At 44.9% G+C, this 20,186-nt stretch carries 23 protein-coding genes; 3 read left to right on the top strand and 20 right to left on the bottom strand.

Going from position 1 to position 20,186, the window contains the following annotated elements:
* Positions 1 to 6: 6 nt before the first annotated feature.
* Both Q8P28_04505 and Q8P28_04500 read right to left on the bottom strand, forming a co-directional pair.
* Positions 7 to 1,047, bottom strand: a complete 1,041-nt coding sequence (locus tag Q8P28_04505; protein ID MDP2682058.1) for an efflux RND transporter periplasmic adaptor subunit — start codon at positions 1,045 to 1,047, stop codon at positions 7 to 9.
* Positions 1,048 to 1,179: 132 nt separating this feature from the next.
* Positions 1,180 to 2,478: an ISNCY family transposase gene (locus tag Q8P28_04500; GenBank protein MDP2682057.1), complete on the bottom strand. Its 1,299-nt coding sequence runs from the start codon at positions 2,476 to 2,478 to the stop codon at positions 1,180 to 1,182.
* A 274-nt stretch (positions 2,479 to 2,752) separates the two neighbouring features.
* Between Q8P28_04500 and Q8P28_04495 the strand changes: the two genes are divergently transcribed.
* Entirely contained in the window at positions 2,753 to 2,929 is a 177-nt protein-coding gene (locus Q8P28_04495; protein ID MDP2682056.1) for a hypothetical protein, read from the top strand.
* On the opposite strand, the gene Q8P28_04490 is transcribed toward Q8P28_04495, so the two are convergent.
* Positions 2,926 to 4,404: an RtcB family protein gene (locus Q8P28_04490; protein MDP2682055.1), complete on the bottom strand. Its 1,479-nt coding sequence runs from the start codon at positions 4,402 to 4,404 to the stop codon at positions 2,926 to 2,928. The genes Q8P28_04495 and Q8P28_04490 overlap by 4 nt on opposite strands.
* A 79-nt stretch (positions 4,405 to 4,483) precedes the next feature.
* A complete protein-coding gene (locus Q8P28_04485) occupies positions 4,484 to 5,665 on the bottom strand; it encodes an AAA family ATPase (protein ID MDP2682054.1) in 1,182 nt (393 codons plus the stop codon).
* Positions 5,666 to 6,037: 372 nt separating this feature from the next.
* Between Q8P28_04485 and Q8P28_04480 the strand changes: the two genes are divergently transcribed.
* Positions 6,038 to 6,592, top strand: coding sequence for a hypothetical protein (locus Q8P28_04480; protein ID MDP2682053.1), 555 nt, complete (start codon positions 6,038 to 6,040; stop codon positions 6,590 to 6,592).
* A 131-nt stretch (positions 6,593 to 6,723) separates the two neighbouring features.
* Here the strand turns inward: Q8P28_04480 and Q8P28_04475 are convergent, their stop codons facing one another.
* Together Q8P28_04475 and Q8P28_04470 are read right to left on the bottom strand one after the other, a co-directional pair.
* On the bottom strand, positions 6,724 to 7,149 hold the full coding sequence (locus Q8P28_04475) for an archease (protein MDP2682052.1): 426 nt from the start codon (positions 7,147 to 7,149) through the stop codon (positions 6,724 to 6,726).
* Between the two features lie 8 nt (positions 7,150 to 7,157).
* Entirely contained in the window at positions 7,158 to 8,045 is an 888-nt protein-coding gene (locus Q8P28_04470) for an MBL fold metallo-hydrolase (GenBank protein MDP2682051.1), read from the bottom strand.
* 159 nt (positions 8,046 to 8,204) lie between these two features.
* Between Q8P28_04470 and Q8P28_04465 the strand changes: the two genes are divergently transcribed.
* The gene (locus tag Q8P28_04465; protein ID MDP2682050.1) at positions 8,205 to 9,239 is read left to right on the top strand and encodes a cytochrome c biogenesis protein ResB; all 1,035 of its coding nucleotides are present in this window, start codon (positions 8,205 to 8,207) and stop codon (positions 9,237 to 9,239) included.
* A gap of 6 nt (positions 9,240 to 9,245) precedes the next feature.
* Here Q8P28_04465 and hemW read toward each other — a convergent pair whose 3' ends face one another.
* The 14 genes from hemW to Q8P28_04395 are packed head-to-tail and all read right to left on the bottom strand — an operon-like array spanning position 9,246 to position 19,898.
* Positions 9,246 to 10,415 carry a radical SAM family heme chaperone HemW gene (hemW, locus tag Q8P28_04460; GenBank protein MDP2682049.1) on the bottom strand — a complete coding sequence of 390 codons (1,170 nt, stop codon included), beginning with the start codon at positions 10,413 to 10,415 and terminating at the stop codon, positions 9,246 to 9,248.
* A gap of 35 nt (positions 10,416 to 10,450) precedes the next feature.
* Entirely contained in the window at positions 10,451 to 12,136 is a 1,686-nt protein-coding gene (locus tag Q8P28_04455; GenBank protein MDP2682048.1) for a Na(+)/H(+) antiporter subunit D, read from the bottom strand.
* The gene (locus tag Q8P28_04450) at positions 12,129 to 12,380 is read right to left on the bottom strand and encodes a hypothetical protein (protein ID MDP2682047.1); all 252 of its coding nucleotides are present in this window, start codon (positions 12,378 to 12,380) and stop codon (positions 12,129 to 12,131) included. The genes Q8P28_04455 and Q8P28_04450 overlap by 8 nt, the downstream gene beginning before the upstream one ends.
* Positions 12,380 to 13,849 (bottom strand): monovalent cation/H+ antiporter subunit D family protein, encoded by a 1,470-nt coding sequence (locus Q8P28_04445; protein ID MDP2682046.1) that lies wholly within the window; start codon positions 13,847 to 13,849, stop codon positions 12,380 to 12,382. The genes Q8P28_04450 and Q8P28_04445 overlap by 1 nt, the downstream gene beginning before the upstream one ends.
* Before the next feature lie 2 nt (positions 13,850 to 13,851).
* Positions 13,852 to 15,366, bottom strand: a complete 1,515-nt coding sequence (locus tag Q8P28_04440) for a monovalent cation/H+ antiporter subunit D family protein (GenBank protein ID MDP2682045.1) — start codon at positions 15,364 to 15,366, stop codon at positions 13,852 to 13,854.
* On the bottom strand, positions 15,363 to 15,758 hold the full coding sequence (locus Q8P28_04435) for a cation:proton antiporter subunit C (GenBank protein MDP2682044.1): 396 nt from the start codon (positions 15,756 to 15,758) through the stop codon (positions 15,363 to 15,365). Before Q8P28_04435 ends, Q8P28_04440 begins: the two co-directional genes overlap by 4 nt.
* A complete protein-coding gene (locus Q8P28_04430; protein ID MDP2682043.1) occupies positions 15,758 to 16,213 on the bottom strand; it encodes a Na(+)/H(+) antiporter subunit B in 456 nt (151 codons plus the stop codon). The genes Q8P28_04435 and Q8P28_04430 overlap by 1 nt, the downstream gene beginning before the upstream one ends.
* Positions 16,210 to 16,479 (bottom strand): hypothetical protein, encoded by a 270-nt coding sequence (locus tag Q8P28_04425; GenBank protein MDP2682042.1) that lies wholly within the window; start codon positions 16,477 to 16,479, stop codon positions 16,210 to 16,212. The genes Q8P28_04430 and Q8P28_04425 overlap by 4 nt, the downstream gene beginning before the upstream one ends.
* Entirely contained in the window at positions 16,476 to 16,721 is a 246-nt protein-coding gene (locus Q8P28_04420) for a DUF4040 domain-containing protein (protein MDP2682041.1), read from the bottom strand. The genes Q8P28_04425 and Q8P28_04420 overlap by 4 nt, the downstream gene beginning before the upstream one ends.
* On the bottom strand, positions 16,718 to 17,047 hold the full coding sequence (gene mnhG, locus Q8P28_04415) for a monovalent cation/H(+) antiporter subunit G (GenBank protein MDP2682040.1): 330 nt from the start codon (positions 17,045 to 17,047) through the stop codon (positions 16,718 to 16,720). The genes Q8P28_04420 and mnhG overlap by 4 nt, the downstream gene beginning before the upstream one ends.
* Positions 17,048 to 17,353: a monovalent cation/H+ antiporter complex subunit F gene (locus Q8P28_04410; GenBank protein MDP2682039.1), complete on the bottom strand. Its 306-nt coding sequence runs from the start codon at positions 17,351 to 17,353 to the stop codon at positions 17,048 to 17,050.
* On the bottom strand, positions 17,354 to 17,833 hold the full coding sequence (locus Q8P28_04405) for a Na+/H+ antiporter subunit E (GenBank protein MDP2682038.1): 480 nt from the start codon (positions 17,831 to 17,833) through the stop codon (positions 17,354 to 17,356).
* A 20-nt stretch (positions 17,834 to 17,853) separates the two neighbouring features.
* Positions 17,854 to 18,480: an MBL fold metallo-hydrolase gene (locus Q8P28_04400; GenBank protein ID MDP2682037.1), complete on the bottom strand. Its 627-nt coding sequence runs from the start codon at positions 18,478 to 18,480 to the stop codon at positions 17,854 to 17,856.
* Positions 18,477 to 19,898 (bottom strand): phosphoglucomutase/phosphomannomutase family protein, encoded by a 1,422-nt coding sequence (locus Q8P28_04395; protein ID MDP2682036.1) that lies wholly within the window; start codon positions 19,896 to 19,898, stop codon positions 18,477 to 18,479. The genes Q8P28_04400 and Q8P28_04395 overlap by 4 nt, the downstream gene beginning before the upstream one ends.
* Positions 19,899 to 20,186 lie beyond the last annotated feature (288 nt).

The following is a 20,186-nucleotide window of genomic DNA, read 5'->3' as shown; positions in this document are numbered from 1 at the left end:
CATTTTTTATCTGCAAAATATCCGCGCCCTTACTGTCATTCCTGATTTTAACAATCCATCAGGTTTACTTATGCCTATCTTCACCCTGAATGTCCTTATGTCAGACCTGCCTCTTGTTACATCTCTCTGTGTGGCGAATTCGCCTTCTCTGCCTATTTCAATGATCTCTCCGCTAAATTCCTTATCCGGCATGGCCGATGCTGTTATCTTTGCTGTATTACCGAGCCTTATATCACCTATTTTTGTCTCTTCAATATCAACCCTTGCCCAGATGTTTTTGAGGTCGTGGATGATATAGACAGGCGAGCCGGCATTAACTACCTCTCCTGTTTCAAATGCCTTATATGCAACAACGCCGTCTATGGGCGAGATTATCTCTGTATCCTTGAGCTGAGCCTCCAATACATTCAGCGCAGCCTGCGATTCCTCCACCTTTGCCCTTGCAGAAGACACCTGCGCCTCGGATGTCCTGATGCTGGATAAAGAGATTTTGAGTTTTACATCCGCCGCCCTCTTTCGCGCCCTTACAGAATCCAATTGGGCGTTATTTGCGTCATAATTTGTCTTTGCCGCGTCCATTTCCCTTTCTGATATTAAACCATCCTTAAAAAGCCCGGAGGCCCTCTGCAGGGACTTTTTTGCGTCTTCTGCCAGCGCATTAGTTCTTGCAACCTCCGCCTCTGCTGTCTGGACTTCTGCCCTGACAGCATCTATCTCAAGCCTTGCATTTTCTAAATTTGCCTCGCTTATATTAAGGGATGCCTCTTCTGCTTTAAGCGATTTCCTGCCTTGAAGAACCCTTGCTTTTAATTCCTTATCATCTAATCTTACGGCAAGTTCACCGGCCTTTACAGCATCTCCCTCTTTGCAGCAGAGCCAATCTATTCTGCCGGCAATCTTTGGGCCGAGCCCTACCTCGGTAGCTTCTACAATCCCTGTGGTTTCAATACAGCCAGAAGGTTTTTCCGGTTTTTTAAGCTTAAGATATGTAGACAGCCCAAGGGTAATAATGAAAAGTATGGAGATAATAGAGATAGCTTTTTTCACTTTAGTTGCCTGCCATGTAGATTTATAATTGTATAAATGTAACAGAAATAGCGCCGGCAGTCAAAGCACAAATATTTTGTGTAAAGCCAAAATAGAAATGTCCTATTCTTACCAAAATAGAAATGTCCTGTTTTATGTATCAGCCTCCCTCAATTCTTTTTTGTTTATATCTTTATATCTGTCAGCATGTTTACTGTAGTTCAATCTCCTCCATGGATGATCCATAGGAGGAATGTATTTCCTTTTGGGATGGGATACCGGAAAGGCTTCCTTTTGTCTTTCAGGTCTTTGGGTTATCTCTTTAAATCTTAAAGAGGCTCCTTTGTATGTTATTGCCATCGTGCCGTCTATCTTTTCTTCTACTGTTACCTTTTTGGCTCTTGTCTTATCTTCTATCTGATAGAGTTTCTTGTTGTGCCCTACGGTAAAGTCGTTTCTTAATGCCCTCTCTGTCTTTATGCGCAGGATTTTATCCATGTTTAAATCTTCGGGTATTTCTCTATGCAGATTCTCATCTCTTTGGGGTTTTACGGCAAATCTCTTGTTGTATCGGAGCAGGTATTCTTGTAAAAACTTATTTGCCTCTTCTATGGTCTTTATATTGAGAAGCCGCATCTCTTTCACAAGCCTGTCCTGTAATGTCTTAAACAGCCTCTCTATCCGTCCTTTGGCCTGGGGTGAGTTTGCATGTATTACTTTTACTCCAAGCTCTTTCATTGCTCTTTCAAATTGGCTTAAAGGCCCGGTATTGTTTAATTCGTCTTCTATGGTGGGCTTGCCTGTTGATTTGTAGGTAGAGTGCTTATCAAGGTATATGCTCATAGGCAGACCATATTTTAAAGTATAGCGCTTGAAGCTGTCCATCGCCGGTATGGTTCCTTCATATTCATAGAATCTGCCAAAGGCTTCTCCTGCTGCATCGTCTATATACCCCATAAGAACGGATTTATCACCTCTGCCTTCAAACCAGTCATGGTGACTGCCGTCCATCTGCACCATCTCGCCGAAATGATTCTTTCTCTCCCGCCATTTTCTGTGGGCTCTTCCTTTGCGGGTTTTCTTTATGTCTCCGGACTCTATGAGCCATATACGCAGGGTCTCATCGCTTATTTTAATCCTGTGTTCTTCAAATATCTTCTCGGAAAAAAGGGTTGCTCCAAAGCCTTTATACTTATCTCGGTAAAGCTTGACTATCTTATTTTTTACCTTTTCAGGTAATCTCCTGTTTGATGGCTTGCCACGGGATTTATGGACTATAGCCTTGTCTCCTTCTCTTCTTACTTTGTTTACTATCCTGTTGGTGTGCCGATAGCTTAAATGGATAACCTCGGCTGCCTCAACTTGTTTTATCGCCCCCTCAATCACTTTGTGGATAAGATGTAATCGCTTCCTCTCCTCCTGACTTACCATGAGTATGTCCTTTCCTGCCATTCTGCCCTCCTTAAAATAAGGACAGTTTAGCATCTCTGAATTAGAGCCTGCCCCTGAAGGCTTTAATCAGTGGACATTTCTACTTTGGCAGAATAGGACATTATCACTTTGGGATTACAAGCACAAATATTTTGTGGAATCTGTCTGAAAAGACTGTTAGACTAATCATCTTAGGCGCGAATTTATTCGTGCCTGTCTGCGCAGACAGGCAAAATAGTCCGTCTATGCGGATTAAAACCGTGCCTGCAAATAGACCATTAACAGGAGGAAACTTATGGCTCTCAAAGGTGAGGTTAAACATTATCTGACCTGCCCCATATGCGATGCAGATGTCCCTATTTCAGGGGATGAAAAGATAGGGTCAGAGATATATTGCCCTTATTGCCAGACCCCCTTAAAATTGCGAAAAACAAAGGATACAGAAGAATTGTATCTGCAGGAAGATTTTTAGCCTTTTACACATATAAGCGGCCTTACCCTTGCCACCTTTTTATTCACCCCGGCGCTGTGAACTATATTTACAACCCTGTCAACATCCTTATATGCGCCAGGCGCCTCTTCGGCAACTCCGGACTTGCTCCTTGATTTTATTAATATGCCTTTTTGAGCTAACTCATGTATAAGTTCCTCTCCGCGCCACCGTCTCTTAGCCTTTTCTCTTGACATCGCCCTGCCTGCGCCGTGAACCGCGCTGCCAAAGCAATCTTCCATGCCTTTTTGGGTGCCGCATAATATATATGATGCTGTGCCCATTGTCCCACCTACAAGGAGCGGCTGACCGACATCTCTATATGCTATTGGAACCTCATCTCTACCAGCAGCAAACGCCCGCGTCGCCCCTTTCCTATGGACAAGGAGTTTCTTCATCTTACCATCAACCTCATGGGTCTCAAGCTTCACAGTATTATGCCCAACATCATACAGAAGTTTTATATCCCGCATGTCTATGCCAAATACATGCTGGACAGCCTGTCTTGTAAGATGGCCTATGACCTGCCTGTTGGCAAAAGCGCCATTTATGCCGCAGTTCACTGCGGTAAAATATCTCTGGCCTTCGGGACTCTTGAACGGCGCGCATACAAGTTCTCTTTCCCTGATGGGAATATTATATTTTCTGCTCGCCTCTGAAAGCGTCTGCAAATAATCCGTGCCTATCTGATGCCCCAATGCGCGGCTTCCGCAATGGATTGCGATGAGTATCTGATTTTTGCGGAGGCCATAGGCATCGGCTGCCCTGATGTCATAAATCTCTTCAACCCACTGCACCTCCAGATAGTGATTGCCTGAGCCGAGTGTGCCGACCTGCTTAAACTGCCTATCCTTCGCCTTTTTGCTCACATTATCAGGGTCAGCATTTTTTACCTTGCCGTTTTCTTCAATGTATTCCAAATCCTCAGGAAAACCATATCCCTTTTTTACCGCAAACTCAGCGCCCTTTGTCAAAACCTCATCTATCTCGCCTGCGGTCAATCTGATATCCCCGGTAGAGCCGAGGCCTGCCGGCACATCCCGGAAAAGCTGGTTTGCAAGCTGTTCCTTTTTTGCCTCAACATCCTCTTTATCAAGGGACGTTGCCAAAACCCTCACACCGCAGTTTATATCAAACCCCACGCCGGCAACGCTTATCACACCCTCGTCAAGGTCAAATGCGCCAACGCCGCCGATGGCAAAACCGTAACCCGGATGAATATCCGCCATCGCAATGGATGCCTTTTGGATTCCGGGAAGCATTGCAACATTCAAGACCTGCACAATTGCAGGCGTGAATCCGCCTCCCTTTTTTTCCTCAACATCTTTTAGTAAACTCTGTATTGTCTCTTCATCCCCGTAAATCCTGCCCGGGACAAGCATATCCCCTTTTTTCGGTATCTCCCATAGATACGGGGTTATCTTTTTTATTTCAACGGATAATGGTTTTTCGGACATAGATGGCTCTCCTTAGAATATCATCCTTTATGCTTTCCCCCAATATTGTATCGCGGCTCTTCATTATTTGACCTGCGCCCTAATCAAGAAACCTAACAGGCTCTGTTCGGAAAAACTCCTCAAAGGCCAGCCCATCCTCTCCGACCAGCAGCTTTTTACAATGCCTGACCGTCTTTCCAAACGCCTCCATTCCAGGGAATACTCCTTTGCTGCGGCTGCTTTTTACCTCTATGGCCGTTATTTTTTTGCCTTTGCATAGTATGAAATCTACTTCGTACCCCCGATCGCGCCAGTAATATACATTAAAGCCTTGCTCTATGGCGCTGTTTACGAGGTAAGCCCCTACCGCCGACTCCATGAGCCTCCCCCAATAATTTCTGTCTCTCTGCGCCTCTTCCAATGAAAGCCCCTGTTGAGCAGTCATCAATGCCATATTCATTACATGCAGTTTGGGGCTCGACCCCCTCTGACGGACAACCTGCCCTGAATATTTGTTCAGCCCGGTAACCAGTCCTGCCCCTGCGAGAAGCTCAAGATAATGCGCCAAGGTCGTGGTATTGCCGGCGTCCTGCAATTGCCCGAGCATCTTCTGGTAAGAAAGTATTTGCCCTGAATAACTGCATCCCAACTGGAACATGCGCCGCAGAAGGGCTGGCTTATCCACGCGGGTCATGAGCAATATATCCCTTGAGATCGTAGTCTCTATCAGGGAATCGGATATGTATCTTGCCCACCGGCTTCTGTCGCTTATCAATGGGGCAGCGCCTGGGTATCCGCCATAATAGATATATGTATGCAAATCCCATCCGAATGCGGCGCGGCATTCATCGTAAGACCAGTGGGTTGCCGGAAGTATCTCGAATCGCCCTGCAAGGCTTTCGGTCAATCCGGTCTGGATTAAAAGCGGGGAAGAGCCGAGCAATACCACGCGGAGCGGCCTTTTATGCCGCGTATCGTCATCCCATAATCCTTTGACAACCTCCGGCCAGCCTGGAATCTTCTGCACCTCGTCAATAACAAGCACAGCGCCTTTCTTGCCAAGTTTAAGACGTCCGAGTTCCCATTGCTGCTCTATCCATACCGGACCCTGTAATGTCGGCCTGTCAGCAGATGCGTAATGGAAAGGTATGCGAAGGTCTTCCATTACCTGAAGCACGGATGTGGTCTTTCCCACCTGCCGCGGACCTGCAAGCGCCTGTATAAACCGCCGTTGCTCCATAAGTCTGGATAGAAGCCTTTTGTTTACTTTTCTTTTATACATGATATGCGGGACACAGCCCCTCTTACAATTTACTCAAAGTATTGAGTAAATATACTCACAATCGTAAGATAAAGTCAAGCGCTTAATACTGTTTAGCAAAGATACCTTTCTGGAACAAAACAGACCTAAAAATTCCGGTTCAATCTTCAAACTTGAATCAACAGAAGAGATACGGGGTGAGCTTTTTTATTTCAATGGATAATGTTTTTTCGGACATAGATGGCTCTCGTTCTATTATCTTCTAATTTAACTATAGTGAAATTGGATGGTCATATCAAATTTGATTTTGTAATTTATTTGAAATGACAGATAGATTCTGATAAAGTCGGGAAACTGTATAATTAATTGGTAGGCGGAGCAAGGGGTCTATAGATGTTAAAGGTCTATTTAGACAACAATGTCGCTTCGGCGATTTCGAGACGGGACATGGACAAAGCCGAACTCGAAGCAATAGATCAACTCTTGGAGGCCAAACGTTCAGTTAACCTTGACCTTGGAACCTCGTGCCAATCACTGCGGGAAATGGAACGCGCGCCGTCTAATCATCGCGCTAAGCTCAAGACTGGCCTTTCGGAAGTCGCCGAGGTGGAGGACGATCACAAGGTACTTGGGTTTCACACGCAGACTGATCAATATGGTGGCTGCATCACGAACCCGCTGGTTACAGATATTGTCAATGATAAATTGTACTCGGATCTGCTTGCCTCCGGACTGAAAGACGACGATGCAAAGCACCTGATGTATGCTGTGCACAATGGCTACCAGCGGTTTCTCACTTGTGATGGCGGGATTCTGAGCCGGAAAACTACCCTTGGGAAAATATGCCCTTTGATTCGGATCCAAAAACCGTCCGAGTTGATCAAAGAACTGTCCGCCACTAGGGGGAAGGATAGGATTGATCCGACCGAAACAAGTGGAATCGCCTAACTCACTGCATACACTGTAGCCGTAAACTACGCGGCACGGTGATGCGTGGCGTTAGGCATCATAGGGGATATATCATGAACCAGAAAAGTTTCTATGCGGTCGAATGGAATTTGGGCAACAGGCCATTAACTTCACACATCTAAAATACACTGCACGATATGCCGACCTTCTTTTTCCTCATAGCGAAGCCCTGCATAAGTTGCTGCCTTGACCTCTGTTTTTACAGTATGCTTCTCAAGGTTTAATGGTTCGCCGAATGCAGTTCCTTTAAGTTTATATCTCTCATCCGCCTTTTTTATCTCTTCTACCTTAAATCTGCTGATTGCAAGACCGTTAACATCCTGCTTAAAAAGTATTTCATTCAAGGCCTCTACAAACAGCTCAGGTATATCCCTTGCCTCGCACTCTATTGAAACATTTTGCCTTTCCTCAATCGTTGATATATCCCACATATAATTTAGCATTGCCTTTGCGCCATCTTGAAATGCCTCTTCAAGTGTAGTCCCAACCGCTCTGATTCCTACATCAGCCTCGTGGTCAAGATATGTATATGACATAAAATTTTTTACTTCCCTGTAAATTCCTTGTAAACCTTTTCCGCATTCAAAGGAAGCCATTCTTTATATTTAATCCAGTTTTCATATTTCGGCAGGTTTATTGCCTTTTTCATCTCATCCAGTGTCTTTCCCATTTCAATATATTTCTTTACCTCAAGCTGTAAATCCATAAGATACTGCTGAATGTTTTGCAGCATGGCAATATTCCCAATATCACCATGGCCGGGGACATGTATCACTGCATCAAAATGCTTAAGTTTATCAAGTGTCTCTATCCACTCGCTTGCATAGGCATCCCCAAGCCAGGGGAGCCTGTCCTTATAAAGTAAATCTCCACCAAACATAATGCGCTCTATTGGAAGGTAAACAATAATGTCGCCGTCTGTATGCCCCCTGCCAAGATATGCAAGTTCCAGGGTTTTGCCGCCTACCCGCAGGGTGAGGGTATCCTTAAATGTTTTTGTGGGAAGTGTTAGTTCAAAACCTTCAAGAGCGTTCTCGCCAAATAATTTCTTAAACTGCTCCCTATGCTGACTGTCCTTTTCTATAAGATTTTTCTTTGTATTCTCGTGGCTTATAATTTCCTTTGCCTCTTTAAAATATTGATTTCCGAATGTATGGTCTCCATGATAGTGGGTGTTTATTACATAGATAACAGACTTGTCTGTGATTTCCTGCATCTTCTTTTTTAAAAGGATTGCCAGGTCTTTTGACCCTTGCGTATCAATCACAACAACACCTTCATTGGTTACAATAAACCCGGAATTTGTAGCGCCTTCTTTTCCTATAAAGCCGTAAACATCATCTGCCAATTTTACCAACTCTGGTAGAGCGGCATTGGCTGGATTTATGAGAAGCAAGACAAAGAAAATTGCCAGTCTAAATTGATTGAGCACCTTCAAACCCCCTTTGCTTACCGGTGCATCATATCAGACAATCAGCCCTTTTGCACTATCTCAAGTTATTAGACAAACAAGCTGCAAATGTGCTATATGCTACAAAAAGGTTATATCCTTGCTTGGAGCTCGCAGGGACAAGTGTATGACGAGGGGACAATGAAATCTATCTGGCGTTTTTTTGCATCCACTGAACTTACCATAATCCTGGCAGGCATTATTGTTATTGATGCTGCATGGGGTTCTATTGTATCCATGAAAAATCCCGCAATCTTTCAGGCGCTGGATCAGGCAATACTATTTCCGTGGCTCTTTTCCATAGGAATAGCGCGCCTCAATATAAGTTTGTGGATTTTTATACTAGTTTTCCTTACAACCATATTTGCCATAAATACCACAGTCTGCACTTTGGATAAGCTCTATTCCATATTAAAAGATAAAAGACCGTGGCAGTCATTCTTCCCGCAGATTGTGCATATCGGTTTTCTGATAGCGCTCCTTGGACATCTTGTTGGAAGCATATACGGTTTCAGAAGCCCTGGGAATTTCGTATTTCAGGGGCAAACCATAGAGGTTCCTTCCCGGCCGGAGCTTTTTCTCCGTTTTGACGACATAGAGATGAAGACATCGCGGAGGGCCGGTTTGGAAGATTTAAAAACAAAGGTTGCCTTGCTTAAAGATGGAAAAGAAATTCTGAAGTACAATATCCGGATAAATGGCCCGTTAATCTATAGAGGCATTGCCTTTTACCATGCTGACCAGGGCGAGGCGCCTACGGGGCTTATCCTTAAAGTGGACGGTGAAGATTTTAGAATGAAATTTGGCGGGGCATTTAGGACAAAAGAAGGGGCGATGTTCAAACTCGGCAATATTCTCCCTGATTTTGCGATGGATGAAAAGGGGAATCCATATTCCCATTCTGAAGAATATAGAAATCCATATCAGGAGATTATATCCATAAGCGGCAAGACCGCATGGCTTCCATTATCCGGTGTTGGCAGCAGTATAAAACTTGATGGTCATACCATAGAGCTTGCTAACTATATAAACACGCCGTATGTAGCTCTTAATATAAATAAAGACCCGGGGATTGGATTTATAATAGCAGGCTCTGCTGTGCTTGTAATAGGCATGGCGCTTTTGCTATTCTTACGGGGAGAGAGGGCAGAGCTTGTGCGGCGGATAGAAAATTAGAAATTTTCAAATCAATTCTGCAAACACCTCGTTGGACAGGGTAAGACCTTTACGGGTCAGCCTTATGATGCTTCCATCTTCATAAATCAACCCACAGGTTTTGAGTTCGGCTATTTTTTGATGGCACAGGTTCTTTAGCGGCGTATTAAATCGCGCCGCAAACCAGTTCATATTTATCCCTGATGTCTTCCGCAGCCCTAAGAATATCCCTTCCTCCAGCGCCTCTTTCTTTGTTAATCTTTCTTTTCCTGCAATTGCCTGCCCCTGCTCGGCAGTCGCCTTTTTTATCTGCTGCATGTATGCATCAGGATCTGATTCATTCCACCATCTGACACCCCAATCAGGAGATGAAATATATGAATGAGCGCCTGCCCCCAGCCCGATATAATCCATACACGACCAGTATCTCATGTTGTGTCTGGATTCAAAACCCGTTAATGAAAAATTGGAAATCTCATAATGATTATAGCCTGCCTCTTTTAAACTATCTATGGCAAGTTCATACATTAAAACCTGTCCTTCTTCAGACGGCAGGACAAGCCCCCCGTTTTTCTGAAGTTCAAAAAACAGTGTGCCTTTTTCAACTGTAAGGTTATAGGCGGATATATGCTCCGGCCTTAAAGCAATGGCTGTTTTTAAATCTCCTTCCCACTCTTCTGTAGATTGCCCAGGCGCGCCAAATATGAGATCTATCCCGATATTATCAAAACCTGCTGCTCTTGCATATTCATAACACTTAAGCGAGTTATCGGCAGAATGAATCCTGCCAAGGGTTTTGAGCGTCTTATCATTAAATGATTGAATGCCGATACTCAACCGGTTTATGCCTGCATCCCTGAAGGCAGCAAGACTGTTCTTTGCAATAGTCCCTGGGTTTATCTCAATAGTAATCTCCTCCGGATTTGATTCTGCAAAGGCCTGTTTTATACTGCTTAAAAGCCTCTTTATATTATGGGGAGAAATAAGGGAAGGTGTGCCACCGCCGATATAAATAGTCTCAAGGGTTTTCTTTGATAAAACCGGTCTCTCTTTAATGTGAAAGAATAATTCCCTGTTTAAGGCATTTATATAGGCATCATCAGGAATATCAGCGGTTGCAACAGAATTAAAATCACAATACGGACACTTCTTTACACAGAAGGGGATGTGAATATATATGCTGATGGTATTATCCATAAAAACAAGGTTGCAGGTTGACTACAGGGCAAGGCTCATATAAATATCATATAGATTAAGGCATAGAAGAATATTAAAATAAATGAGAGGAGTACCCAGATGCCTATGGGCCTCCTCTGAATGTCCTCATCATAAACGCCCCTGCTGATCTCATTCAGGGATGATGGAATAATATCAAAGGCTGCCCTGTTGATCTCTGCCCCTATCTTTGCTGCCGGATTGTTTATAAACCACATAAAGGCCTTTGCACCCTTTCTATAGAACCAGTCTGTATCAATACTGATGGCAGGTTCGGGTTTAAGTTTTTTAAGTAACATAAAAAAGCCCAGCGCCGTGAACATAAGTATACTGAGGGCGCCGGTTATATGATCCGGCGTATATGGCTCAAAGTGGACCGGATGCGGGAGAATGGAATAAAGCTGTCCTGGAAATACGCCTATTGCTATACAAAGGAATGCCGCAATCCCCATTGCAATGAGCATATTAAGCGGCGGCTCCTTGACCCTTATGCCTGAATCCTTTCCAAAGAACATATAATACGGAAGTTTCAAACCAAGAGATATGAATGTCCCTGAAGACGCCAGCGTCAGGAGCAGGGTTACAGCAGCCCTGTGGTCGTGCTGCGCAGCTGCAACTATCATGGACTTGCTCACAAAACCGCTGAAAAGAGGAAAGGCAGAGATGGCAAATCCGCCCACCATATAGAGGACAAATGTTATGGGCATGGTCTTATATAGCCCGCCGAGCTCCGTGAGTTTGCGTATGCCTGTCATGTATAGAACAGCGCCCGCACCCATGAAAAGAAGCCCTTTGTAGATGATATGGGCAAATGCGTGGGATACCGAACCGTTCAGGGCCATCTCTGTGCCCATCCCAACACCCGCAACCATGTAGCCGACCTGACTGACAATATGATAAGCCAGAAGTCTTCTGCAATCATTCTCCAAAACCGCATACACAACACCGTAGAGCGCCATAACAACGCCCAGCACAACTAAAAGCTCTGTCCCCGGAAATGCCCGCACCAGAACATACACCGCAGTTTTGGTGGTAAACGCGGACATGAACACTGCGCCTGTTACTGTGGCTTCGGGATAGGCGTCTGTCAGCCATGCATTAAGCGGCGGCACAGCGGCGTTTAATATAAACCCGATAAGTATTAGATAAAATGCCAGGCTGCCGTCTTTCTCAAGCGGCCCGAAAAGTATGGAGCCTGTAGCTATAGAATGGAGGACTATCCCGCCAAGCAGAAATGCGCCGCCTGCAATATGGACAAGAATGTATCTGAAACCTGCGTCAACACTCGCCTTGCCTCTCTGGGCAAAGACCAGATAAACAGAGGCAAAGGCCATAATCTCCCAGAATATAAAAAGGGTGAGGTAATCACCGGCAAAGGTTACGCCGATGGAGCTGCCGACATAGAGGAAGGCGGCTATATGCTGGCCGTAGTCGTCAATATGGAGCGCATAGACAATGCTGATAAAGGCTGCGATGGTAAAGACATAGGCAAATATGAGGCTGAGCTTGTCAACCTTGCCGAATATGATTTCATTGCCAAGGAAGTTATAAGTCCAGTATGTGCCTTGGGACATGGAGGCAATATCGATAAGGGCCAGCGCCGGAATCAAAATAAGATATGTCTGCCGCGCTTTCCCCTTAAAGAGCGGTATTAAAAATGCGCCGAAGATAAATAATACGGACGGATGAAACCAGTTAGTCATAGTAATCCTCTTTCTTCATAAGACCGCGATGGCCAAGAAACTTCGAAACAACGATGATAAGCACGCAGGAGATAAAACCGTAAACAGCGCTCCAGCCGGGTATATCGTCCCAGAAAAAAGCCGCATGCTCCCGCGGAACCAGAAAATCCGCCGCCACAATCACCGCAAGTGTGATATAAAGAAGTTTCTTCAGCCTTCCTGCATTGTCAGGATTACCGAGATAATCCACAATCCTCTTTATCATCATCTTAATCTTACAACCTCCTTTGCCAAGGTCAGGAAATAATCAGGATAGATGCCTATGAGAATAGAGATAATTGCTGTTATCATAAGAGGTATTGCCACCATTGGTATTTCTTTTATCTCTTCATGATGGGCATCATCCTGTTTCTCAAAGAATGCCTTGTATGTAATCGGCAAAAAGTATGCGGCGTTGAGTATTGAACTTACGATTATCACAGCAAGGATAGGTATTTCTTTGGCCTCAATTGACCCAAGGGCAAGATACCACTTGCTTATAAAACCACCCGCAGGCGGCACGGCTATCATACTGAGGGATGCTATAAAAAACGCGGTCATTGTCCACGGCATTTTTTTACCAAGTCCGGAAAGTTCGCTGATTTTTGTCTTATGCGCGGCGCAGTAGATGGACCCTGCGCAGAAAAAGAGCGTAATCTTTGAAAAGGCATGATTGGTTATATGGATAATGCCGCCGACCATGCTGCTCGGCGTTAATAAGGCAACACCGAGAATAATATAAGAGAGCTGGCTGATAGTGGAGTACGCGAGCCTGAGCTTAAGGTTATCCTGTCTGAGGGCAATAATTGAGGCCGCTATAATTGTGAAAGAGGCGAAATATGCGAGGGCTGTACCGAGACCGAGCCGGCTAAGAAGATCAATTCCAAATATATAGAGCGCTACCCTTATGACTGTAAAGACCCCTACTTTTACCACTGCCACTGCATGCAGCAGTGCGCTCACTGGCGTTGGCGCCACCATTGCCGCAGGCAGCCACGAGTGAAGGGGCATCATCGCTGCCTTTGCAATCCCGGCCATGAACAGGATAAATATAACAGTCAACAGGGCATTAGAACCCTTCCCTGCAAGTATCCCCTGATTGGAAAAATCTAACGTTCCAGCAGCATTATATGTAAGAAATATGGCTAATAACAGAAATGCTATGGATGTGCCGAGTAAATAGGCAAGGTATCTCCTCGCCCCCTTAATGGCCTCGGATGTCTCTTTGTGGGCAACAAGGGGATATGTGGAGAGTGTGATAATCTCATAGAAGATGAATGTGGTAAAGAGGTTCGCGGAAAAGGCAACACCCATTGTTGCAGACAGCGCTATGGCAAAACATGCGAAATATCTCGTCTGTGCATGCTCATTCAATGACCTCATATATCCGATGGAATAAAAGGATGTAATTATCCAGAGGAATGACGCTGTCAGGGCGAATAATATTCCCAGGGCATCCACCCTGAATTGCAGTGAGAGACCCGGCAAGATGGAAATGACGGTATACTCTATTACCTTACCTTCAAGGATGGGTGAAACCATGGAGAAAACAATGGCGAATTTAACCACTGAGGCAAGGATTGTCCATGATTCTCTGAGGTTTCTTGCCCTTTCCCCTGTAAGGAGGATAAGAAAGGCTGCAATCAAAGAGACTATGACGACCAGCAGGGGTTTTATGGAACTTATGGCCTCCATACTTAAAAGCCCCCCGGGACAGTAAACTGAATTACAGCCGAGACAATCTTCCCGCTAAAGAATCCCAATATAAGTATCCCGGCGGCCATTATGAATATGGGAAGAAGCATACTTACAGGGGCTTCATCCCTGAGTGTGATATTATCATTGCGAGCCGAAGGCAAAGCAATCTCGCTCCCCGCAATGAGGATTTCATACGGTGGGAAATATACATTCTGTATAATCCTGAAAAATGCTATTGCAATCAGCAAACTGCTGAGCAGAAGGAACCCGGCAAATATCCATTTCCCGGCATCTATCGCACCCAGGACCAGATACCATTTGCTGAAGAACCCTGCGAAGGGCGGCACCCCCACGGCTGATAGGGCAGCAATGCTGAAGGCCGCCATGGTAAGGGGCATTCTTCTGTGCAGGTGCCTGAAGCCGTGGATGCTGGTTTCCCCTGTCTTGTGCATCACTGCCCCTGCCGCCATAAAGAGGCAGGCCATCGTAAAGGCATCAAAAAGGATATGGAGGAGCGCCCCTGTAAAACCCATGCGATTTGCTACGCTCACACCGATCACTATATAGCCCACCTCGGCGATAAGGATATAGGAGAGCATCCTCTTCACATCCGTTTGTGCTATGGCTAATATACAGCCGAATATCATGGCGCCGGAGGCTGCCCAGCCTAATATCTCAGTTGATGGAAGCATCACTATGGAGAATCGCGGCTCAAATACAGTGAACATAATCCTTATCATCACATAAACACCTACCTTGGTCATCGTGGATGCAGCAAAGGCGCTCACTGTTGATGGCGCATAGGTATAAGCATCCGGAAGCCATACATGGAGCGGGAATAGCGCCATCTTTATAGCAACCCCCACTGCAAAGAAGGCAAAGGCTACCAGCACCACCTTGGAGTGGTAAAGGTCGGGTAGCAGCCTTCCGAGGTCAGCCATGTTAAGTGAACCTGTGGCTATGTAAAGGTAGCCTACCCCCAGCAGATAGAAGCAAGCGCCGATAGTCCCCATTATCAGGTAATTAAAACTCGCAAGCGGAGCCTTATCCCTTCCTATTGCGATGAGGGCATAGCCAGCAAGGGATGTGATTTCCAGAAAAACATAGAGATTGAATACATCGCCTGTTATCGTTATCCCTAAAAGTCCTGTTACAAGGAGGAGGTATATTGTATAAAAGTAGACAGCCTTTTCAGGGAATTCCTGTTCAACGTTTCTCTTTGAATATATAGCTATAGTGAAGCTGATAAATGATACGATAATCAGTATAAAGGCGTTAAGATGGTCTATCACATATTCTATCCCCCAGGGCGGCTCCCAGCCTCCGAGCCTGTAATGGATGACGCCTTGAGTAATGACTGTATTCAATATCGAAATAGATAAAATAACAGAGAGACTCAGGGTTATAATAACGAGCGGGTAGCAGAGCCTTTTCCTCCATAACCCGATTATGACATTTAAAAACGAGGCTATAAGGGGAATTATTATGATTAAGATCGGGGCCTGCGCGGTCATTTCTCCTCTCCGGACCTCAGGGATTCCAGTATCTCATCCTCTTCCAGTGTCTTATATCTTCTGAATATCATTATTATCAGCGCCATCGCTACTCCGAAGGTGCTCACCATAACGACTATGGCGGTAAGCATAAGCACATGGGGCAGGGGATTCATATACCGGGCGCTGTTCACCGCCTGGTTCACGGCATCCCCAGCGCCCTCTTGAATAATCGGTATTGTGACTCCTTTTTTCGAGCCGATAGAGATGAAAAAGAGTATAATCGCCGTCTGAAAGATATTCATACCCACAAGTTTTTTCACCAGATTGTTCTTTGCTATCATGGCATAAAAGCCTATCATCATAAGGATTATATAAACCCAGTAATTAAACTTGCCGATAATAAATTCCATTATTCCTCTGCCTCCTCATGTTCACCGCCAGAGGCGAGGTTGAGGAAGATTGAGACCATGACAGCCATTACCGTTATCCCTACTCCGACCTCAACTCCAAATATCCCCAATGCCCTTGCCTCTGCAATAGTTACAGGCATAATTTTATTAAGGATTCCATAATCAAGATAGTTTGCACTGAGTATCAGACATACGACGCCAATCCCTGAATATATGATCACACCGAGACTGCTTAATATAGTATTGACCTTTTCAGACATCATCCGCTTTGCCTCTTTTATGTCGTAAGCTATTACCATCAGGATAAAACTTGCCCCCAGGATGCAGCCTCCCTGGAAACCTCCGCCAGGGCTGTAATGTCCATGGGCAATAACATAAAGGGCAAAGAGTTGAATCGGCGGAATAAAAAGCCTGCAAACGGTCTGAATGATAACATTCTCAAGTCTGCCTATCATTTATGCCTCCTCAGGAGAAGTATGCAGATAATCCCTGCAGTAAATATAACTGTAGTCTCACCGAGGGTATCATAGCCCCTGTAATCACCAAGCACGGAGGTTACTGCGTTTGGCGTTGCTGTCTCTTCAATAGTCTTTTTGATATACCGTGGCGATACATGGATATTTGCCGGTGAATTTGGGTCGCCCCAGTTGGGCATGTCCACCGTAGCGTAAATCAACAATGCGCCTGTTATAATGACCGCAATAAAGGCGAAAATCCTCAATCCTTTGTCCTCCTCGTAGTCTGATATATTGCACCGATAAAGAACGCAGCGCTGATGCCTGCGCCGACAGCAGCCTCTGTAAAGGCAACATCCACCGCACCCATCTCTGCCCAGATAAGGCACATGAGAAAGCTATATGCGCCCAAAAGGATAGCTGAACTCAAAAGGTCCTTCACATTTATAGCGCCTATAGCACATATAATAACCAGAAGGAGTAATATGATGTCCAATTGCCAGATCATTTATCTGCTCCTTTCCTTGTCCATGGCTCAATGTTACACTCAAACCCTGCCTTGGTTATGGCATGGGTTGCAGTAGGGTTGGCTATAAAAATAAATAACGCAATAAACATTATCTTTATGCTCAACAGTATCACCGTCAGTGAAAATCCATTGTTCAGATTATAAATCGCAAGACCTGTAAGTGATAGAAAAGCGCCCAGTGTATCGCCCTTTCCTGTTGCATGCATCCTGCAGTAAAAATCAGGGAATCGGAGAAGACCGATGCTTGCAATAGTAAAGAAGAAAACTCCTGTTGCAATAAAAATTACGGCAAGGATAGTCAGCATCTATTTAACCCCCCTCTCCTTAAAGAATTTTGCGCCTGGCACAATACTCTTTCTTGTGAGTAAGAATTTTGCAGAAGCCAGTGTAGCGATGAAATTTAATAATGCGTATGCAATCGAAATATCCACAAACATATCCATCCTTCCATAGATTAAACCTATAAGGGCAAGAATAATCGTTGTCTTTGTGCCGATAACACTGATGCTGATTATTCTATCCAGTACCGTTGGGCCGAATACCCCGCGATAAAGACACAGCAGGGTCAAAAAGCCTAATATCAGCGCTATCGCCAGAAAGAAATTTCCCATCTAATCCTCCATAAAGATATATGCCACCTTATTTTCCATCTCACCTGTAAGAAGGTCATCTGCAACCTTTCTGCTTATACAATGAACACAAAATTCCCCCTCTTTAATATCGGCTGTAATGGTGCCGGGTGTAAGGGTGATAGAGTTGGCAAAGGTTGCCACAGAGATATTCTTTTTTAATTTAGTCTTGAATCTTATGACTTGAGGGTCTATGGGCATATTAGGGTTCATAACCAAGCGGGCCACATAGATATTGGACAAGACAATCTGGTATAAAAGCCAGGGGATATATTTAATAAACCTGATAACCTCTCTTATATGCCTGTAAGATAACTCGTCATGGGTAAACAGGATGTCATGGGACATATAGATTACGAGAAGGCAGGAAATAACACCAAGGGAAAGGTGAAAGGCATCAAACATGCCTGACCATATAACCCAGTTCAAAAAAAGTATAAAAAAGGCGATAATGTATTTCATCTTCCGCTATACGTTAACTCTTATGCCAAAAACTGATTAAACCTCTTTTCCCTGCCAATAGTTGTCTCAGGGCCATGACCGGGAAAGAGCTGGACATCATCCCCAAGAGGAAGGATTTTGTCTTTTATAGAGGCCATTAATCCTTTATAAGAGCCGCCTGGAAGGTCTGTCCTGCCGATTGAACCGGCGAAGATTGTATCGCCAGTGAATAATATTTTCTCTTGATTTAAAAATAAAGATATGCCCCCTTCTGTGTGGCCGGGGGTGTGTATAACGGCAACCGTCAGAGCGCCTGCTATAATCTTATCGCCGTCTTTTAGAAACATATCCGGGGGAGGCGAAGAAACAAGATCCATGCCAAAGGCAGCGGCTTGCGATGCTGCGTTTTTAAGAAGAGAAGCATCTTTTTTATGGATGGCAAGTTTTGCGCCTGTGGCCTTTTTTAAAAGGCCATTTCCTCCAACATGATCAAAGTGGCCGTGGGTATTGATTATATACTTAAGGGAAAGTTTTTCCTTCCGAACCTCTCCCATTATTTCATCCACATTGCCGCCGGGGTCTATGCATATTGCCTCTCTACTCTTTTTATCCCCAAGGATATAGCAATTTGTCTCTAACGTGCCTGCTACAAGGGTTTTTAATATCATTTTCCCAGCGCCATTTCCCTTCCGGCCTTCATAATCCTTTCCAATTCATCCTCATCCCTTGCCTCGCCATACAGACGCACAACAGGCTCTGTCCCTGATTCTCTTATAAGGAGCCAGCATCCATGCTCCAGCAGGAATTTAACCCCTCCAATATCCTTTGCATCCTTGACAGAAAGGCCTGCAATCGTCTTTGGGGATGTATTTAACATATGAGACATGCCTTTTCTTGAAACATTGTCAAGCCTGACATTCTCCCTTTTGCTAACAAGCCTGCCTACCCTTTTATACAAATCATTCAACAGCTCCTTCAGGCTTTTACCCTCCCTTGCAACCATTTCTGTTACAAGGAGACAGGTTAGTATCCCGTCCTTTTCCGGGACATGCCCCCTTATGGAAATTCCGGCGCTCTCTTCCCCTCCGATTAAAATCTTCCCTGTTGTGATAAGCTCGCCGATATATTTGAAACCAACCGGCGTCTCATAGACCGGCATATTGTAATGTCTTGCAACAGCGTCTGACAGATGGCTTGTGGCAACGCTTCTTGCAACACCGCCGCTTAAGCCTTTTATCCTTATCATATAATCAAAAAGCATGGCAAGGATATAATTCGGCTCAATGAATGCGCCGTCCCTGTCTATTATTCCAAACCTGTCTGCATCGCCGTCAAGCGCAAGACCGAGGTCGCAGCCATTTTCTTTAACCGCTTTTATCAGTGTTGCAAGATTTCCCTCGCTCGGATCAGGCGGCCTGCCTCCAAATGAAGGGTCGGTGTGGTTGTGAAATGCTGTGATGTTGCAGCCTGCGTCTTCCAGAATCCTGTCTAAATAACCACGGCCTGCGCCATACATAAGGTCAACCCCGATCTCAAGCTGCGCCTTCTTTATAACAGCCATATCTATCTTTTGCCTGAGCCCTTCTGCGTAAAAATAGAACGGCGCTATCTCTTCCAAAATGTTTTTTTGCCTTGCATCAGCCATGGAAAGTTCTGAATAGGCAACCTCCAAAAGCATCTCATTTGCTTTCTGTTCTATCTCCCTTGTTACAGCAGGGAGCGCCGGCCCGCCGGAAGGAGAGGAAAATTTCAGGCCGTTATACTCTGGCGGATTGTGGCTGGCTGTAATATTTATGCCGCCGCCGGCCTTTCTCCGTATTATCTCAAATGAGATAGCAGGCGTGGGCGTCGGCCCTATTGCCAGGAAAGATTTGATGTTGTTTCCTGCAAGAATTCTTACAACCTCTGATGCAAACCTATCGCCCATAAAGCGGGCGTCATAGCCGACCACTATCCCTTTTTTGTCCTCATGATACGCTTTGAGGTAATCTGCAATGGACTGGGTTACGATCCTTACGGCCTCATAAGTAAAATCCTCTGCGATAATGCCGCGCCAGCCTGACGTGCCGAATTTTATGCTGCTCATGTCGCTTTGCTCCATTGTAAAATGAAGATTGGAAAGTGCAAATTGTAAATTTAAAGTTCCATTCAATTTTGCATTTTACAATTTACAATCTTCAATTTGCAATTCGACATTCGCAGAATGTCGCTCTACTTCTGCCATCCCATTATCTTTTCCCTGTATTCTCTTACAAGGTCTTTGGCCTTCTCCATTGTTGTTGCTTCAGCTACAATATGGAAATATGATTGATCCTGACTGGGGTATGTTATGACCCAACCTTTGTTGATAAATACCTTTATCCCGTCTATCAGT

It is taken from the genome of Deltaproteobacteria bacterium (assembly GCA_030690165.1).
Lineage (GTDB): Bacteria > Desulfobacterota > GWC2-55-46 > UBA9637 > UBA9637 > JACRNJ01.
Note: the sequence above shows the minus strand (reverse complement) of the source record. Positions and strands in the feature narration are given on the sequence as shown.

Bases quoted from the DNA above. Each gene is read 5' to 3' on its own strand.
- Q8P28_04465 (MDP2682050.1), top strand. From the start codon at position 8,205: ATGAAATCTATCTGGCGTTTTTTTGCATCCACTGAACTTACCATAATC.
- Q8P28_04445 (MDP2682046.1), bottom strand. From the start codon at position 13,849: ATGGAGGCCATAAGTTCCATAAAACCCCTGCTGGTCGTCATAGTCTCT.
- Q8P28_04395 (MDP2682036.1), bottom strand. From the start codon at position 19,898: ATGAGCAGCATAAAATTCGGCACGTCAGGCTGGCGCGGCATTATCGCA.
- Q8P28_04405 (MDP2682038.1), bottom strand. From the start codon at position 17,833: ATGAAATACATTATCGCCTTTTTTATACTTTTTTTGAACTGGGTTATA.
- Q8P28_04485 (MDP2682054.1), bottom strand. From the start codon at position 5,665: ATGTATAAAAGAAAAGTAAACAAAAGGCTTCTATCCAGACTTATGGAG.
- Q8P28_04400 (MDP2682037.1), bottom strand. From the start codon at position 18,480: ATGATATTAAAAACCCTTGTAGCAGGCACGTTAGAGACAAATTGCTAT.
- Q8P28_04440 (MDP2682045.1), bottom strand. From the start codon at position 15,366: ATGACCGCGCAGGCCCCGATCTTAATCATAATAATTCCCCTTATAGCC.
- Q8P28_04475 (MDP2682052.1), bottom strand. From the start codon at position 7,149: ATGTCATATACATATCTTGACCACGAGGCTGATGTAGGAATCAGAGCG.
- mnhG (MDP2682040.1), bottom strand. From the start codon at position 17,047: ATGCTGACTATCCTTGCCGTAATTTTTATTGCAACAGGAGTTTTCTTC.
- Q8P28_04410 (MDP2682039.1), bottom strand. From the start codon at position 17,353: ATGGGAAATTTCTTTCTGGCGATAGCGCTGATATTAGGCTTTTTGACC.
- Q8P28_04430 (MDP2682043.1), bottom strand. From the start codon at position 16,213: ATGATAGGCAGACTTGAGAATGTTATCATTCAGACCGTTTGCAGGCTT.
- Q8P28_04435 (MDP2682044.1), bottom strand. From the start codon at position 15,758: ATGGAATTTATTATCGGCAAGTTTAATTACTGGGTTTATATAATCCTT.
- Q8P28_04490 (MDP2682055.1), bottom strand. From the start codon at position 4,404: ATGTCCGAAAAACCATTATCCGTTGAAATAAAAAAGATAACCCCGTAT.
- Q8P28_04480 (MDP2682053.1), top strand. From the start codon at position 6,038: ATGTTAAAGGTCTATTTAGACAACAATGTCGCTTCGGCGATTTCGAGA.
- Q8P28_04455 (MDP2682048.1), bottom strand. From the start codon at position 12,136: ATGACTAACTGGTTTCATCCGTCCGTATTATTTATCTTCGGCGCATTT.
- Q8P28_04450 (MDP2682047.1), bottom strand. From the start codon at position 12,380: ATGATAAAGAGGATTGTGGATTATCTCGGTAATCCTGACAATGCAGGA.
- Q8P28_04420 (MDP2682041.1), bottom strand. From the start codon at position 16,721: ATGATCTGGCAATTGGACATCATATTACTCCTTCTGGTTATTATATGT.
- hemW (MDP2682049.1), bottom strand. From the start codon at position 10,415: ATGGATAATACCATCAGCATATATATTCACATCCCCTTCTGTGTAAAG.
- Q8P28_04500 (MDP2682057.1), bottom strand. From the start codon at position 2,478: ATGGCAGGAAAGGACATACTCATGGTAAGTCAGGAGGAGAGGAAGCGA.
- Q8P28_04495 (MDP2682056.1), top strand. From the start codon at position 2,753: ATGGCTCTCAAAGGTGAGGTTAAACATTATCTGACCTGCCCCATATGC.